The following is a 16,360-nucleotide window of genomic DNA, read 5'->3' as shown; positions in this document are numbered from 1 at the left end:
GAAACTCACCGCACGTCCGGTCTTGAATTCGACGGCAGCGGCGGAGGCGGCTGGCGCGGCAGCGGCGGATTGCGCCAGGCGCCGGCGTTGCGGCCGGCGACCAGCCAGTAGACGACACCGGCGACGATGCCGGCGCCGGTCATGATCTCGAGATGGCGGCGCACGATGCCTTCGAATTGCAGCGTGTCGGAATGAAACGGGACCAGGCCGAGATAGCAGGCGAGTCCCACGACGCCGCCGCCCACGGCATAGGCAAGCGCGCTGCGGATGTAGAGCGCCTCGGTGATCGCGACGATCACCGCCGCCGGCACCAGCGCAAAGCCGGAGACGAAGATGAAGCCGAACCCGAGCACGATATCGATCGTGCCCTGATCGACGGGACCGGCGCCGAGATCGGCGAATTCCGGAAACAACAGCGCGACGACGACGATCATGCCGCCGATGAAGCAGGCGGCGAGAAAGCCGATGAAGATGACGATGAGGCGGCCGATCAGGGACATGCAGAGGAAGCCAACGTTACCGTCATTGCGAGCGAAGCGAAGCAATCCAGAGATGCGTCCGCGGAGGCAGTCTGGATTGCTTCGTCGCTGCGCTCCTCGCAATGACGGGGAAGCAACACAGTGCACCTACCAAGCTAGTCCGTCATCGCCATGGCTCGCAGCGTCTGGCGTTCCCTGGCGGAAAGCTTTTCCGTCTCCGACTTGAGCTGGCCGCAGGCGGCCAGAATGTCGCGGCCGCGCGGGGTGCGCACCGGCGAGGAATAGCCGGCGTTGAAGACGTATTCGGAGAATTTTTCGATCTGGTCCCAGTCCGAGCATTCATAGGCGGTGCCGGGCCAGGGGTTGAACGGGATCAGATTGATCTTGGCGTGAATGCCCTTGAGCATCTTTACCAGCAGCTTGGCATCGTCGAGCGAATCGTTGACGCCCTTGAGCATCACGTATTCGAAGGTGATGCGGCGCGCGTTCGAGGCGCCGGGATAATCGCGGCAGGCCTGCAGCAATTCCTTGATCGGATATTTGCGGTTGAGCGGCACCAGCTCGTTACGCAGCTCGTCGCGCACCGCATGCAGCGAGATCGCGAGCATCACGCCAATCTCCTCGCCCGCGCGCACGATGTTCGGCACCACACCCGAGGTCGACAGCGTGATGCGGCGGCGGGAGATGCCGATGCCTTCGTTGTCGCCGACGATCAGCAGCGCGTCGCGCACCGCGTCGAAATTGTAGAGCGGCTCGCCCATGCCCATCATCACGATGTTGGTGACGCGACGCGTACCGTCTTCGCGATCGGCCCAGTCGTTCAGACGATCCCGCGCGACCATCACCTGTCCCACGATCTCGCCGGCAGTGAGGTTGCGCACCAGGCGCTGCGTGCCGGTGTGGCAGAAGGAGCAGTTCAAGGTGCAGCCGACCTGCGAGGAGACACACAGCGTGCCGCGATCGGTTTCCGGGATGTAGACGCACTCGACTTCATGCGCCCGCTCGACATTGTCGCCGCTCGGCAGCCGCAGCAGCCATTTGCGGGTGCCGTCGTTGGAGATCTGCTCGGCCACGACTTCGGGCCGGTCGACGGTGAAATGTTGCGCGAGCTCGGCGCGAATGCCCTTCGAGACCGACGTCATCTCTTCGAAATTCTGGGCGCCACGGAAATACATCCAGTGCCACAGCTGCTGCACACGCATCTTGCGTTGCGCCGGTGCAACGCCGATCTCGCCGAGACGATCGGCAAGCTCGGTGCGCGACAGGCCGATCAGCGAGGGCCTCGCCGGCGGCACATAGGTTTCGAGCGGAGTCTTCTCCACCAGCGTTGCGTTGTGCGGCTCGGTCATCGGTTGCATTGAATAGACCTGGAATTTGTGTTCGTCTTTCCGGGATGGTCCGAAGGACCGGACCCGGAACCGCGAGATTCCGGGTTCGATGTTGCGCATCGGCCCGGAATGACGAGAGAAAACCTGGAACGCGCCCTATATAGCAACCGGAACCGCCGATTGCGACCTTATCGACCGCAGGCTTAACGCCTGCAATCCTGGGATATCCGGTCAAGCGCCTGGGCGAGGCCCTTCAGCGAGAAGGTGTCGGTCGTCTCGGTCCCCTTGGACGAGATGCCCTTGACCACGAGATCGGCGGATTTGCGCATGGCCTCGACCATCCGCTCTTCCTCGGCCGCGTTCTTGATCCAGAGCCCGTCGCCCTGCGAGTACATGGCGAACGCGGCGCCGCCGACCTCGACCGAGGATTCAGAGCCCGGCTTCAGCGCGTAGCCGATCATGACCGAGACTTCGTTGTTGACCTTCTCCGCCGGGCGGGTGGAGACGAAGGCATAGGCAGGATCGCGCGGCCGGTTCGGCGGGTTGGTCTTCGACGACGACGGCTTGGCCAGCGCGAAGCAGACCTTTTTGCCGTTGGGCGCAGCCGAATAGGCGCCCCAGGTGCCGAACTGACCGATAAGGGTTGGCTCGGCGCCGCCCGCAACCGCCGCGTGGGGGGCCGCCGGTTTGCTCTCGGGCTTGGCAACCGTCTTTCCAGTGGTATTGGCCACCGGCGCGGCCTGTTTCGGCGCGGGCTCTTTCGGTGCAGCCTTGGGCGCAGGTTGCGCCGTCTGCGCCCGCGCGGAATCGGTGATCCCACAGGCCGCCACGCCCGTCATCAAAGCTAAAATCAGCACCCGCCACATGCTGGAGTGGTTCCCTCAATATTGTGACTGGAAGATGGCCCGGTCGCGCATTGTCCCCGAGGCAGGGATAGCCGGGAAAGTCCAATTTGGGAAGGCAGTTAGCGAAGCTCGCGGCGCCTAGGCCCTGGATCGCGCGGCGCGCTGCTCCGCCCATTGCGCATCGGTCCAGCGCAACAAATCCTCCGCGCCGGAGCTGCGCAAATGCGCGCCACCGTCAATCACCACCATCTCGCCGTTGATGTAGCCGGCACGGTCGGAGACCAGGAAGCTGGCGAGGTCGGCAAGCTCGCCGTGCTCGCCGGCGCGTCCCATCGGGTTGCGCGCGGCCCATCCTTCGTCGCGACCTTCGGGGCGGAGCTGGCCCGAGGCGCCGGCGGTCGGGAATGGTCCCGGCGCGATCGCGACGGTGCGGATGCCCTTCGGGCCCCATTCCACGGCGAGACTTTTGGTCATCGCCAGCACGGCCGACTTCGCCATCGCCGACGGGACGGTGAAGGCGCGGCCGGTGATGGTCGAGGTCGAGAGGATAGAGAGCACGACGCCGCCATGCTTGGCGTCGATCCAGCGCTTGCCGACGGCAAGCGTGCAATACATCGCACCATGCAGCGTCGGGGCGAGGATCGCATCCGCGGCGCGGAATGAGAGATGCTCGCTCTGCGCAATGAAAGTCGCAGCCGCGTTGTTGACGAGGATATCGAGCGGCGCCTCGCGCCAGATGGCCTCCATCATGCTCTCGACGGCGGTGCCGTCGCGGATATCACAGGCGATCGTCGTGACCTTCCCGCCGGTCTCTTCGCGCATCTCGCTCGCCGCCGCCTCGAGCCGATCGACCTTGCGGCCGCAGATCACGAGCTCGGCGCCGAGCGCGAGGAAGCGGCGTCCTATCGCGGCGCCAAGGCCCGAACCGCCACCCGTGACGAGGATGCGCTTGTCCTTGAGCAGGCCTGTTTCAAACATGGTTTGAATCCTCCTTTTTCTTCTTCCGTCATTGCGAGCGAAGCGAAGCAATCCAGGCTATTTCCGCGGCACGGATTCTGGATTGCTTCGCTGCGCTCGCAATGACGAGAGGATAGGCCGGTGCGGTCTAATAGACAAAGAAACCGGATTGTCGCCCGTCCCTAAATCCGGCAGAACCAGCCCAACTATAATTCTGCCTCGAAACGCCAAGTGCTCTCAAGAAGGTGCCGCCATGAAAGCCATCCTCTGCTCGCAATATTGCCAGCCCGACGATCTCGTTCTGGCCGACGTGCCGGATCCGGTGGCCGGTCCCGGCGAAGCCGTGATCGCGATCAAGGCTGCGGCGCTGAACTTCTTCGACATCCTGATGATCCAGGGCAAGTACCAGATCAAGCCGCCGTTCCCGTTCTCGCCGGCCGCCGAAGTGGCTGGCGTGATCGAGAGCATCGGCCCCGGCGTGACCGATCTGAAGGTCGGCGATCGCGTCGTTGCCTCCTGCGGCCACAACGGGGCGCGCGAAAAGATCGCGCTGCCGGCAGCATCGATCGTGAAGATCCCGGACAATCTCGATTATGACCGCGCGGCTGGCATCATCATCATCTACGGCACCGCGCTGCACGCGCTGGAAGATCGCGCGAGCCCGAAGCCGGGCGAGACGCTCGCGGTGCTCGGCGCCGCCGGCGGCACCGGACTTGCCGCGTGCGAGCTCGGCAAGCTGATGGGCCTGAAGGTGATCGCCTGCGCCTCGTCGGACGAGAAGCTCGAATTCGCCAAGGCGCACGGCGCAGAGCTCACGCTCAATTACGGCAAGGAAGATTTAAAGGAAGGCTTGCGAAAGCTTACCGGCGGCAAGGGCGTCGACATCATCTTCGATCCGGTTGGTGGTACGTATGCCGAGCAGGCGCTACGCTCGATTGCCTGGGAAGGCCGCTTCCTCGTGATCGGATTTGCCGCCGGCGACATCCCAAAGATGCCGCTGAACCTCGCGCTGCTGAAGGGCTGCGATATCCGCGGCGTGTTCTGGGGCGCCTGGACCCGGCTCAACCCGGAAAAGAACCGCGCCAATCTCGAGAAGCTCGTGAAGTGGACAGCGGAAGGAAAGATCTCCTCGCATGTCGACCGCGTCTTCCCGCTGGCGCAGACGGCGGATGCGCTCAAGGTGCTCGCGGGACGTCAGGCCATGGGCAAGGTGATTTTGCGTCCGTGAGGGTGTCGGCGCGTAGGGTGTCGCGACATCGTCACCACACACTCAGCTTTCGTCGCCCGGCTTGACCGGGCGACCCAGTACTCCGTCACGAGTGTTGTTGAATCGATAAGCCGCGGCGTACTGGATTCCCCGCCTTCGCGGGGAATGACAGTGGAGGATGCGGCAACAGCTACTGCGCGGCTTCCGCGTCCACCTCATCCACCCCGCGCTTCAGCGCGGCGCGGGCGGCTTCGCGATGCTCGTTCGTGATGTGGCTGGCAACCATGCGGATCGCAGTGGCGAGCACGGCGGCGTCATCGGTGAAGCCGAGGATCGGCATCACGTCGGGAACGAAATCAAACGGCAGGATGAAATAGGCGATCGCCCCGAGCAGCGACGCCTGGATATGGCGCGGCGTCTGCCGGTCGAAGGCGCAGTAATAGGCGGCGAGCAGATCCTCCGCGAACGGCAGTTGCGCGGCGACACGCTTCAGCTTGCGCCAGAAGCGGCGGCGCACGCTCTCACGATCTTCCGCGAGCCGGTCGGCCGGCTCGAAACCAACGCTGTGTTCGGCAGCCATGGTCGACAAACTCCCCGTTCAGCCAAGGGTGGCAGATCGCCGCATCCCGTGCTGAACACAAGATGGGGAGGCGGCAGCGCCTCGCAAGACGTCAGCCTGGTGTCAGCTTGGCGATGGCGTTCATCGCCGTGGCAAGCTCGATGTCGAGCGCGGTGACGCCGCCGGCATCATGGGTCGCCAGCACCACCTCCACCGTCTTGTAGACGTTGCGCCATTCGGGGTGATGGTCCATCTTTTCGGCGACCAGCGCGACGCGAGCCATAAAGCCGAACGCCTCGTTGAAATCCTTGAAGACAAAGGTCTTCCCGATTGCGTCGCGTCCTTGAACCACGGTCCAGCCCGGTAGTCCGCCCAGCGCCTGCCTGCGCGCCTCCGCCGAGAGCCGTTCTGCCATCGTCGCCTCCGTCCTTTTAGGGGAACTTTACCCTAACACCGTGCTGACGCCCCGGGTTCATACGGGATTTCGTCCATCCGCTAACCATGACGGAGATGTAACCCCGCCGGACAAGAAATTTGCTACACTTGAGGGTGTAAATCGCCGGCCGAGATGAAACTGAGCCTCAAGCGACTGTTCGGGAGATCGATGACCGGGGGATTGGACCTGGCCGAAGCGCCCACCCCGCCTTCGCCGCGATCAGCGGCGCGGAAGACGGCGCTCGTGTCTCTGGCACTCGTGCTTGCGATCGTGGGCACGCTTGCCGGCGGCTATTATTTCGCGATGCGGCCGGTGACGCTGAAGATCGCGGTCGGTCCCGCCAACAGCGATGACCTCAAGGTCGTGCAGGCGCTGACGCAGGCTTTCACTCAGAACAAAAGTCTTGTGCGGCTACGGCCGATCCAGACCGACGGCGCCACAGCCAGCGCCGAGGCGCTCGCGGAGGGCAAGGTTGATCTCGCCATCGTGCGCGGCGACGTCGACGTGCCGAAGAACGCGCAGGCGGTCGCGACCCTGCGCAAGAACGTCGTGGCGCTGTGGTCCGTGCCCGGCAAGGGCAAGAAGAAGGGCGCGAAAATCACCAAGATCGCGCAGCTCGCCGGCCATCGGGTCGGAGTGATCGGCCGCACCCAGGCCAACGTCAATCTGCTCAAGGTGATCCTCCAGCAATACGGCGTCGATCCTGCCAAGGTCGAGGTGATACAGTTCCCCGCCAATGAAGCCGCCGAGGCGATCAAGGCCCAGAAGGCCGATGCCTATCTCGCAGCCGGCCCTGTCAACAGCAAGATCACGTCGGACGCGATCGCCGCCACTGCCAAGGAGGGCGGGACGCCGGTCTTCCTCGCGATCGATTCCGCGGATGCGATCGCGCAGAACCATCCGGTTTATGAAGCCTCGGAGATTCCGGCCGGCACCTATGGCGGCTCACCCGTTCGCCCCGACGACGAGGTCAAGACGATCAGCTTTTCACACCACATCGTGGCGCGCAAAGGCGTATCCGAAACCAACATCGCCGCGTTCACGCGCCAGCTTTTTGCCGTGCGCCAGCAACTGGTGACGGAATTCCCGCTGGCGGCGAAGATCGAAACACCCGACACCGACAAGGACGCGGTGATCCCGGTGCATCCCGGCGCGGCCGCCTTCGTCGACGGCGAGGAAAAGACCTTCCTCGACAGATACAGCGATTACATCTGGTGGACGCTGATGGCGCTCTCGGCCATGGGCTCGATCGGCGCCTGGTTTGCGGGCTATTTGAAGAAGGACGAGCGCGACAACAACAACCATCAGCGTGAACGTCTGCTCGACATGATCGCGGCGGCACGCAAGAGCGAGACGACCGAAGACCTCGACCAGATGCAGACCGAGGCCGACGACATCCTGCGCAATACACTGCGCTGCTTCGATCACGGCGCGATCGAGGAAGCCGCGCTCACCGCCTTCAACATCGCGCTCGACCAGTTCCACGCGGCCGTCGCCGATCGCAAGGCGGTGCTATTCAGCCTGCCGCAGAACCTGCAGCGCGCCGGCGCACAGTTCAGGGCCGCCGGCAGCGCGTAAAAGCTTCCGCGCGTAATCGCGGCGTCACATTGTCTCAATATAGCGTCGGACTTCACCGTGGCGGTCGCCTGAGCGATCGTCTCACGCGATATCGAGTCCGTCCCATGAACATCAAATTCTCTCGTCGCCGTTTCCTGACGACCAGTGCCGGCGCGCTTGGCGCGGTCGCAATGCCGCATCTCTCCCGCGCGGCCGACCGGCCGGCCGTGACCCATGGCGTGCAGTCGGGCGACGTCACCGTCGACGGTGGCGTGGTCTGGGCGCGCGCCGACCGTCCCGCGCAGATGCTGGTCGAAGTGGCGACGACGGAGTCGTTCAGGGATGCTCGCGCGCTGCCGCCGATCGCAGCGCTGCCCGAAAGCGACTTCACCGCGAAGATGCTGATCGAAAACCTGCCGGGCGGACAGGACATCTTTTATCGCGTCCGCTTCCGCGACCTTTCGCACACCGCGGTGGTGGGCGAACCGGTGACCGGCCGCTTCCGCACCGCGCCCGCCGACCGCCGCGACGTCAGCTTCGTCTGGGGCGGCGATGTCGCAGGACAAGGCTGGGGCATCAACCCCGATGACGGCGGCATGTTCACCTTCTCGGCGATGCGCAAGCACCGTCCGGATTTCTTCCTGCACTCCGGCGACACCATCTATGCCGACGGTCCCATCCAGTCCGAGGTGAAGCTCGCCGACGGCAAGATCTGGAAGAACGTCACGATTCCCGAGAAGGCCAAGGTCGCCGAGACGCTGGACGAGTACCGCGCCGCGCACAAATACAATTTCACTGACGACAATCTTCGCGCCTTCAATGCCGAAGTGCCGATCTTCGTGCAGTGGGACGACCATGAGGTGACCAACAACTGGTCGCTTTCGAAGGAGCTGCCGGCGACCTACAAGGAGCGCGACATCGCACTGCTTGCGGCCCGCGCGGGCCGTGCCTTCCACGAGATGTATCCGATGCGCGAGAGCATCGTCGAGCCCGGCCGCGTCTATCGCCAGATCTCCTATGGTCCTCATCTCGACGTGTTCGTGCTCGACGAGCGCAGCTATCGCGGCCCGAACGGCCCCAACCTCGAAACCGCTTACGACCCGGCCAGCTATTTCCTCGGCCCCGACCAGATCGCCTGGCTCAAGCGCGGCCTGTTGAATTCGCGCGCGACCTGGAAGGTGATCGCCTCCGACATGCCGCTCAGCCTCGTCGTGTCAGATACGGCAAAGGGTGGATCGGAAGCCGTTGCGCAGGGCGACGGCCCGGTGCGCGGCCGCGAGTTCGAGATCGCCGACATCCTGCGCTTCATCAAGATGGCGCCGGTCAGCAACACCGTATGGCTGACGGCGGACGTGCATTACGCCGCCGCGCACTATTACGATCCGAACAAGGCCCAATTCCAGGACTTCGAGCCGTTCTGGGAGTTCGTGTCGGGCCCGCTTCACGCGGGCACGTTCGGACCGAACGCGCTCGACAACACCTTTGGACCCGAGGTGCGCTTCATCAAGGCGCCGGGGAAAGACAACCAGAACCTGCCGCCGTCCGCCGGCATGCAGTTCTTCGGTCACGTCAAGATCGACGGCGCTTCCGGCCAGATGACGGTGACCTTGCGCGACCGCGCCGACGTCGCGCTGTGGTCGACCGCGCTCGATCCGAAGCCGGCCTGACGCCGTATCGCTAGTCCGCCGCGCGGACCTGGAGCGCTGCCTCCAGCGCGTCGCTCGAACACGGCTTCTGCAGACGCGGCTGGCCGGCGAATTCCGGCGGGATGCGCGCGTCAGCGCCGTAGCCGGTGACGAAGACGAAGGGAATCTTCAGGGCCGCGAGCCGTTCGGCGACCGCAAAACTGTTCTCGCGACTTAATCCCACGTCGAGCAAGGCGAATTCGGGGGCATGCGCCGCGATTGCGGTCAGCGCCTGCGCGACTGAACCTACCGTGCGCACGCTCTTCACACCAAATCCGAGCAGGCGATCCTCGAAGTCGATCGCGATGATCGGATCGTCCTCGACGATGAGGACATCGGCGGGACAGTTTGAACCATCGGAAACAGCGGGTGCCATCATCGTAACTTGGAGCATGAGGTTCTCTGACTGGTATACCGGGTCACGACGCTGTACCCAGCGCGAAGGGTTCCCGGAACGAAACCACCACATCACAGTTGTCAGGTCTGTCTACTTGTGCACACAGGACCTCGTCGGAACTCGCTAATGTGGAGGCGGATGGGAGTTTAAGATGGACGCGCGGACCAGCAACGCCACCGAGATCGATAGCCGGCCGACCAACAATCTGCTGCGGCGCTTGAGCCACGCCGACTACGCGCTGCTCGCACCGCACATTACCGTCGACACGGCCGGGGCGAGCGAGCTGCTCTACAATCCCGGCGACGACGTCCAGGTCGTCCATTTCCCCTGCGGACCATCGCTCGCGACTTTCCTCGTTCCCAATGAGGACGGCCGTGACGTCGAGACCATCCTGGTGGGCCGCGAAGGCGCAGTGGGCGGTATCGTCAGCGAGGGCTATCTGCCGGCCTATACCCGGATCTGCGTGAAATTCGGCGGACCGTTTGCGCGAATTCACGTCAGCAAGCTGGAGGCCGCCAAGCAGCGATCGTCCTCGTTGCGCCATGTCTTCGCTCGCTACGCCGACTGCATGCTGGCGCAGATCTTCCAGTCCACCGCCTGCAACGCCATTCACTCGATCGAGCAGCGCACTGCCAAATGGATGCTGGCGGCGATGGAGCGGACCGGCGACGAGAGCAGCGTGCCGCTGACCCATGAACAGCTCGCGACACTGCTCGGTGTCGGCCGCAGCTATGCCAGCCGCGTGCTCCAGTCGTTCAAGGCGGAAGGTGTGCTCGACACGCGGCGCGGATCGATTCTGGTCCGTAACCGCGAGGGCCTGCGCCTGCGCGCCTGCCGGTGCAACGAGGCCGTGAAGATGCACTTCGAGGAAGTGCTGCGCGGCGTCTATCCGACCGAGGAGCGGCAAGCCGGCTAGCCGCCCGCCTCGCTCCTCTTCGGGGATAAGAAGGGGCCGCACTATCCCGCCGGGCGGGAACCTGGGCTAATGTCCCCGCATGAGCGGGGCTTTCCTTCACACTCTCTTCGACGTGGCAGCATGGCTGGCTGCGGCCGTGGCGCTCTACTGGCTGTCGCGACAGGGCTTGCAGTTTCCGACGCAATCCTTCGAACGGTCCTACCTCGCCGCTTTGGTGTTCGGTGCAGGCCTCGGCGCCTATCTGTTCGGCTCCGCCAATCTGTGGCTGTCAGGCCAGAGCGGCATCGCGCGCTCCGTGGAAGGTGCGCTCGCCGGCGGCATCGTGGCGATCGAGCTCTACAAATGGTCCGCAGGGATCACCGTCCGAACGGGCGCCCGTTTTGCGCTGCCGCTGGCGATCGGCATCGCGATCGGCCGGCTCGGCTGCTATTTCGCGGGCCTCGACGATTTCACCTACGGCACGCCGACGGCATGGCCCTGGGGCCACGATTTCGGCGACGGCATCCTTAGGCATCCCGTGCAGCTCTACGAAAGCGTCGCTATGGGGGTGTTCGCGCTGCTCTACGTGCTGGCGGTCTTGAACCGGAGCGCGTTTGTGATCACCAATGGTTTCTACCTCGTCCTCGTCTACTATGGTGCACAGCGCTTCCTGTGGGAATTTCTCAAGCCCTACGGCACGCTGATCGGCCCCTTCACGCTGTTTCACCTGCTGTCGCTGTCCATCCTGCTCTACGCCGTCGTCATGCTGGCGACGGCGCCCAAAGCGAGACCCATGCATGAACGCGCCGTTGCGTAAGTCGCGCCCCTATATCTTCTGGGGCCAGACCCAATCTCTCTGCGAGACCTGCCTGAAGCTGGTGCCCGCTAAGATCCAGATCCTCGACAACGAGGTCTGGTACGAGAAGCGCTGCAAGGAGCATGGCGTCCAGTCCACGCTTGTGTCGACGGACGCAGCCTATTGGCGCCTGTGCAAGGATTTCATCAAGCCCGGCGACCGGCCGCTCGCCTTTCAACGGCATACCGAATTCGGCTGCCCCTATGATTGCGGCCTGTGCCCTGACCACGAGCAGCATTCCTGCCTGGCGCTGATCGAGATCACCGAGCATTGCAATCTGACCTGCCCGGTGTGCTTTGCCGATTCCTCGCCGGCGCGGACCAGCTTCACGCCGCTGGCCAAGGTCGAGCGAATGCTCGACGCGCTGGTCGCGAGCGAGGGCGAGCCTGACCTCGTGCAGATCTCCGGCGGCGAGCCGACGCTGCATCCGGACTTCTTCGCGATCCTCGATGCCGTGCGCGCCCGCCCGATCCGCCATGTCATGATCAACACCAACGGCCTGCGCATCGCCCGCGAAAAGGATTTCGTGGCGCGGCTCGCCGAGAACAAGCGCGGGCTCGAGGTCTATCTCCAGTTCGACTCGCTCGAACGCGACGCGCTGATCAATCTGCGCGGCGCGGATTTGCGCAAGATTCGTCAGCAGGCGCTGGAAAATCTCGAGCATTACGGCGTGTCGACCACGCTGGTCGCGACCATCAAGCGCGGCGTCAACGATGCCGAGATCGGCGACATCGTTCGCCACGCGCTGACCTGGAAATGCGTGCGCGGCGTCACGCTGCAGCCAGTGCAGGATGCCGGCCGCAACGAGAATTTCGACAAGAACACCGACCGCATCATGCTGTCGGAGATTCGCAAGCGCGTGGTCGAAACCGGCGTATTCGGCGACAAGGACATGATCCCGCTGCCCTGCAACCCCGAAAGCATCTCGATCGGTTACGGCCTGCGCAACGGCGAGAAAGTGCTGCCGCTGACCTCGCTGATCCCGCAGGAGCAGCTCGTCGCATTGTTGCCCAATACGATAAGCCCGGAGAAGCATCCGGCGCTGAGAGAGAAATTCATCGACCTGTTTTCGCTGTCCTCGGGACCGCTGAACACGAGCGAGCGCGTCTGCGAATTGCTGTGCTGCCTGCCGAGCTTCGAGGTGCCGCAGGGCATCACTTACGAGAACGTATTCCGCGTCACCATCGTGCAGTTTCTCGACCGCTTCAATTTCTGCGTCGGCAACGTCAAGCGCAGCTGCATCCATTTCGTCACCGAGAACGGCGCGATCATCCCGTTCGACACCTACAATCTGTTCTACCGGAACGGAAAGATCGACGGCATCCGCGCCGAACTGGCGGCGCAGTCAACCGAAGGAGCCCTGCAGGCATGAGCATCAGCGACACGCCTCCGCCAGCCCCGCCGGGACCGCCTCCTGCTCCGCCGAACAAGCGCAGCGGTTGCCTGACCGCGCTCATGGCGATCTTCGGGATCATCCTGCTGCTGCCCGGCGCCTGTGCACTCCTGTTCGGCGGAATATCCATATCCGACAGAGGCCGGATCGATTCCGACGTCGCGCCCCTGGTGTTCCTGGGCCTGGTCGTGGGGCTGGGCGGGGTCGCCCTGATCTGGGCCGCCATCAAGGGCCGGCGCGGCTGAGCCCGGCTTTTTGCCTAACCCCCGGGAATCCCCGGACAAAATTCAATCAACCAACGGCCAAAGAACACATTGTTTTTTGGCCGTTTTTGCCTATATTGCGCCGCAACGCGTAGGGTGCCCGGTCGATATGCCGGGCTTTCCCTTTTGGGCGGAAAGCGCCCCGTTTCCAGTCTTCAAGCGTTGTTTCGAGAAGAGGTCCCGGTCTGACCGGCGAGATCGCGCTTAACCCATTGTCCGACCGCAAAGAAGCTCACTCATGAACCTTCGCAACATCGCCATCATCGCCCACGTCGACCACGGCAAGACAACGCTCGTCGACCGCCTTCTCCAGCAATCCGGCACCTATCGCGAGAACCAGAAGGTGACCGAGCGCGCCATGGACTCCAACGATCTGGAGCGCGAGCGCGGCATCACCATCCTGGCCAAGGCGGCCTCGGTGCAGTGGAAGGACACTCGCATCAACATCGTCGACACCCCCGGCCACGCCGATTTCGGCGGTGAGGTCGAGCGCATCCTCAACATGGTGGACGGCGCGCTGGTGCTGGTCGACGCCGCCGAAGGCCCGCTGCCGCAGACCAAATTCGTGGTCTCCAAGGCGCTCAAGGTCGGTTTGAAGCCGATCGTCGTGATCAACAAGGTTGACCGTCCCGACGCGCGGGCGACCGAAGTCATCAACGAGGTGTTCGACCTGTTCGCGGCGCTCGACGCCAGCGAGGAGCAGCTCGACTTCCCGATCCTCTATGGGTCGGCCAAGCAGGGCTGGATGGCCGAGAGCCCGGACGGGTCGCACGAAGCCGGCATGCAGCCGCTGTTCGACCTGATCGTGCGCCATGTCGCGCCGCCGACCGTCGAGGAAGGCCCGTTCCGCATGATCGGCACCATTCTGGAAGCCAACCCCTATCTCGGCCGCATCATCACCGGCCGCATCTCTTCCGGTTCGATCAAGCCGAACCAGGCCGTGAAGGTGCTGGGCGCCGACGGCAAGACCATCGAGACCGGCCGCATCACCAAGATCCTCGCCTTCCGCGGCATCGAGCGCACCCCGCTCGACGAAGCCGAGGCAGGCGACATCGTTGCGATCGCCGGCCTGACCAAGGGCACCGTCGCCGACACCTTCTGCGATCCGTCGGTCGATACCCCGCTCGTGGCGCAGCCGATCGACCCGCCGACCGTGTCGATGTCCTTCATCGTCAACAACTCGCCGCTCGCCGGCACCGAAGGCGACAAGGTGACCAGCCGCATGATCCGCGACCGCCTGTTGCGCGAGTCCGAGGGCAACGTCGCGCTGCGTGTAGTCGAAGCCTCGGACAAGGACGCGATGGAAGTCTCGGGCCGCGGCGAATTGCAGCTCGCGATCCTGATCGAGACCATGCGCCGCGAAGGCTTCGAGCTTTCGGTGTCACGTCCGCGCGTCGTGCTGCAGAAGGACGAGGCCACCGGCGCCACCCTGGAGCCGATCGAGGAAGTCGTCATCGACGTCGACGAGGAGCATTCCGGCGTCGTCGTGCAGAAGATGAGCGAGCGCAAGTCCGAGCTGATCGAGATGAAACCGTCCGGCGGCAACCGTTTGCGCCTGGTGTTCTACGCGCCGACCCGCGGCCTGATCGGCTATCAGGGCGAACTGCTCACCGACACGCGCGGCACCGCGATCATGAACCGCCTGTTCCACGGCTACGCGCCGTACAAGGGCGAGATCCAGGGCCGCCGCAACGGCGTGCTGATCTCTAACGATCAGGGCGAGGCGGTGGCTTACGCGATGTTCAAGCTGGAAGATCGCGGCCCGATGATGATCGAGCCGGGCTGGAAGGTCTACAAGGGCATGATCGTCGGCGAGCATACCCGCGACAACGATCTCGAGATCAACGTGCTCAAGGGCAAGCAGCTCACCAACATCCGAACCACGTCGAAGGATGAAGCGGTGCGCCTGACCCCGCCGATCCGCATGACGCTCGAAAAGGCGCTGGCCTATATCGAGGACGACGAGCTGGTCGAGATCACGCCGAAGTCGATCCGCCTGCGCAAGCGCCACCTCGACCCGAACGAGCGCAAGCGCGCGGAAAAGTCCAAGGAAGCGGTGGCTTAAGCTACCGCTCGCAACTCTGTCATGCCCCGGCTTGACCGGGGCATCCAGTACGCCGCGGCTCATCGGTTCGACCACAAATGTCTCTGGAATACTGGATCACCCGCCTGCGCGGGTGATGACAGCTGTGCTTGGGGCGGCTTCAGCACTCTTCGCGAACGTGCTAGAGCCCGCGCATGAGTTCCCTTCCCTCATCCGTTGACGTCGCGATCATCGGTGCGGGCGCCGCCGGCCTCGGCGCGGCGCATGCACTGGCAGGCTCCGGCCTCTCCGTGATCGTGCTCGAGGCGCGTAACAGGCTCGGCGGCAGGGCCTGGACGGTGCAGGCCTCGCCCGAAGTCACCTTCGACGTCGGCTGCGGGTGGCTGCACTCGGCAGACAACAACTCCTTTGTCGCGGTTGCAAAGCAGCTCGATTTCGAGGTCAACAAGGACCTCCCGCCCTGGCGCGAGCGCGCCTATGGCAATGCGTTTCCGAAAGCCGAGCGCGATGATTTCATGCGCGCAATGGACGCCTTCTATGAGCGGCTGTGGAAGGCCGCCCAGAAGGGCAAGGACGTCCCCGCGAGCTTGAGCCTGGAGCCCGGCAATCATTGGAATCCCATGATCGACGCGATCTCGACCTACATCAACGGTTGCGAACTGAAGGACATGTCGACGCTGGACTGGGACGCCTATGAGGACAGTGACCTCAACTGGCGCGTCCGCCGCGGCTACGGCGCTCTGATCGCGGCCTATGGCGCGCCATGCCCGATTGCGCTGAACTGCAACGTCACGCTGATCGATCATTCGGACAAGCGCATCCGCATCGAGACATCGCAGGGCACGCTGACCGCGGACAAGGTGATCGTCACCGTGCCGACCAATCTTATCGCCAATGAGGCGATCCGGTTCTCGCCACCTCTCCCCGCCAAGGTCGATGCCGCAGCCGGCCTGCCGCTCGGCGTCGACGACAAGGTGACGCTGGCGCTCGACGATGCCGAGGCCTTCCCGAAGGAAGCAAACCTGCGCGGCGCCACGATGCGCACCGACATGGGCACCTATCATATCCGCCCGTTCGGCCAGCCCTGCATCGAAGGCTTTTTCGGCGGCAGCTTTGCACGCGAACTGGAAGACGCGGGCGACGGCGCCATTGCCGCGCAAAGCATCGAGGAGATCGCAGGCTTGCTCGGCAACGACATCAGGCGAAAGCTGAAGCCGCTCTGCGAGTCGCGCTGGGCGCACGACCCGTTCGCGAGAGGCTCCTACTCGCACGCGCTGCCGGGCCACGCCGGCGACCGCGCCGTGCTGGCGGCGCCGGTGGACGGACGGCTGTTTTTTGCAGGAGAAGCGACATCGCCGAATTTTTTCTCGACGGCGCACGGGGCAAGGGATTCAGGGGAGCGGGCGGCGAGGGAGGTGCTGGGCGTTCTGGGCAAACCGTAACCGCACGCTCGTCATTG

General features: G+C 64.1%; 16 protein-coding genes. 9 read left to right on the top strand and 7 right to left on the bottom strand.

The genetic code is table 11. The annotated features are described in order from the left end of the window. Positions 1–5: 5 nt before the first annotated feature. The 4 genes from IVB45_RS00530 to IVB45_RS00515 form a co-directional block, all read right to left on the bottom strand. Positions 6–500, bottom strand: coding sequence for a hypothetical protein (locus tag IVB45_RS00530; RefSeq protein WP_027566342.1), 495 nt, complete (start codon positions 498–500; stop codon positions 6–8). Between the two features lie 134 nt (positions 501–634). Continuing rightward, a complete protein-coding gene (rlmN, locus tag IVB45_RS00525; protein ID WP_247357295.1) occupies positions 635–1,837 on the bottom strand; it encodes a 23S rRNA (adenine(2503)-C(2))-methyltransferase RlmN in 1,203 nt (400 codons plus the stop codon). A gap of 173 nt (positions 1,838–2,010) precedes the next feature. Continuing rightward, entirely contained in the window at positions 2,011–2,673 is a 663-nt protein-coding gene (locus IVB45_RS00520; protein ID WP_247357296.1) for an invasion associated locus B family protein, read from the bottom strand. 117 nt (positions 2,674–2,790) lie between these two features. Beyond that, complete coding sequence (locus IVB45_RS00515; RefSeq protein ID WP_247357297.1) at positions 2,791–3,630, bottom strand: SDR family oxidoreductase; 840 nt, start codon at positions 3,628–3,630, stop codon at positions 2,791–2,793. A gap of 232 nt (positions 3,631–3,862) precedes the next feature. Here IVB45_RS00515 and IVB45_RS00510 point away from each other — a divergent pair, with 232 nt between their 5' ends. After that, positions 3,863–4,837 (top strand): NADPH:quinone oxidoreductase family protein, encoded by a 975-nt coding sequence (locus IVB45_RS00510; protein ID WP_027566338.1) that lies wholly within the window; start codon positions 3,863–3,865, stop codon positions 4,835–4,837. Positions 4,838–5,006: 169 nt separating this feature from the next. Here the strand turns inward: IVB45_RS00510 and IVB45_RS00505 are convergent, their stop codons facing one another. Next, entirely contained in the window at positions 5,007–5,396 is a 390-nt protein-coding gene (locus IVB45_RS00505; RefSeq protein WP_247357298.1) for a YkvA family protein, read from the bottom strand. Positions 5,397–5,487: 91 nt separating this feature from the next. Next, entirely contained in the window at positions 5,488–5,790 is a 303-nt protein-coding gene (locus IVB45_RS00500; protein WP_247284967.1) for a 4a-hydroxytetrahydrobiopterin dehydratase, read from the bottom strand. Positions 5,791–5,943: 153 nt separating this feature from the next. Between IVB45_RS00500 and IVB45_RS00495 the strand changes: the two genes are divergently transcribed. Both IVB45_RS00495 and IVB45_RS00490 read left to right on the top strand, forming a co-directional pair. Next, complete coding sequence (locus tag IVB45_RS00495) at positions 5,944–7,389, top strand: TAXI family TRAP transporter solute-binding subunit (protein ID WP_027566335.1); 1,446 nt, start codon at positions 5,944–5,946, stop codon at positions 7,387–7,389. A 104-nt stretch (positions 7,390–7,493) separates the two neighbouring features. Beyond that, positions 7,494–9,035 carry an alkaline phosphatase D family protein gene (locus IVB45_RS00490; RefSeq protein WP_247357299.1) on the top strand — a complete coding sequence of 514 codons (1,542 nt, stop codon included), beginning with the start codon at positions 7,494–7,496 and terminating at the stop codon, positions 9,033–9,035. Between the two features lie 10 nt (positions 9,036–9,045). Here IVB45_RS00490 and IVB45_RS00485 read toward each other — a convergent pair whose 3' ends face one another. Beyond that, positions 9,046–9,447, bottom strand: a complete 402-nt coding sequence (locus IVB45_RS00485) for a response regulator (protein WP_027566333.1) — start codon at positions 9,445–9,447, stop codon at positions 9,046–9,048. Positions 9,448–9,601: 154 nt separating this feature from the next. Here IVB45_RS00485 and IVB45_RS00480 point away from each other — a divergent pair, with 154 nt between their 5' ends. The 6 genes from IVB45_RS00480 (at position 9,602) to IVB45_RS00455 (ending at position 16,343) form a co-directional block, all read left to right on the top strand. Continuing rightward, on the top strand, positions 9,602–10,366 hold the full coding sequence (locus tag IVB45_RS00480; RefSeq protein WP_027566332.1) for a Crp/Fnr family transcriptional regulator: 765 nt from the start codon (positions 9,602–9,604) through the stop codon (positions 10,364–10,366). Between the two features lie 79 nt (positions 10,367–10,445). Continuing rightward, positions 10,446–11,162, top strand: coding sequence for a prolipoprotein diacylglyceryl transferase family protein (locus tag IVB45_RS00475; protein ID WP_247284970.1), 717 nt, complete (start codon positions 10,446–10,448; stop codon positions 11,160–11,162). Then, positions 11,143–12,573 carry a radical SAM protein gene (locus IVB45_RS00470; RefSeq protein WP_027566330.1) on the top strand — a complete coding sequence of 477 codons (1,431 nt, stop codon included), beginning with the start codon at positions 11,143–11,145 and terminating at the stop codon, positions 12,571–12,573. The genes IVB45_RS00475 and IVB45_RS00470 overlap by 20 nt, the downstream gene beginning before the upstream one ends. Continuing rightward, entirely contained in the window at positions 12,570–12,839 is a 270-nt protein-coding gene (locus IVB45_RS00465; RefSeq protein WP_247357300.1) for a hypothetical protein, read from the top strand. Before IVB45_RS00470 ends, IVB45_RS00465 begins: the two co-directional genes overlap by 4 nt. A gap of 256 nt (positions 12,840–13,095) precedes the next feature. Then, positions 13,096–14,922, top strand: a complete 1,827-nt coding sequence (gene typA, locus IVB45_RS00460) for a translational GTPase TypA (RefSeq protein WP_007598731.1) — start codon at positions 13,096–13,098, stop codon at positions 14,920–14,922. 173 nt (positions 14,923–15,095) lie between these two features. Further along, a complete protein-coding gene (locus tag IVB45_RS00455; protein ID WP_247357301.1) occupies positions 15,096–16,343 on the top strand; it encodes an NAD(P)/FAD-dependent oxidoreductase in 1,248 nt (415 codons plus the stop codon). Positions 16,344–16,360: the final 17 nt, after the last annotated feature.

This window comes from Bradyrhizobium sp. 4 (assembly GCF_023100905.1).
Lineage (GTDB): Bacteria > Pseudomonadota > Alphaproteobacteria > Rhizobiales > Xanthobacteraceae > Bradyrhizobium.
The sequence above is the reverse complement of the archived record's forward strand: the minus strand, read 5'-3'. Positions and strand labels throughout refer to the sequence as shown.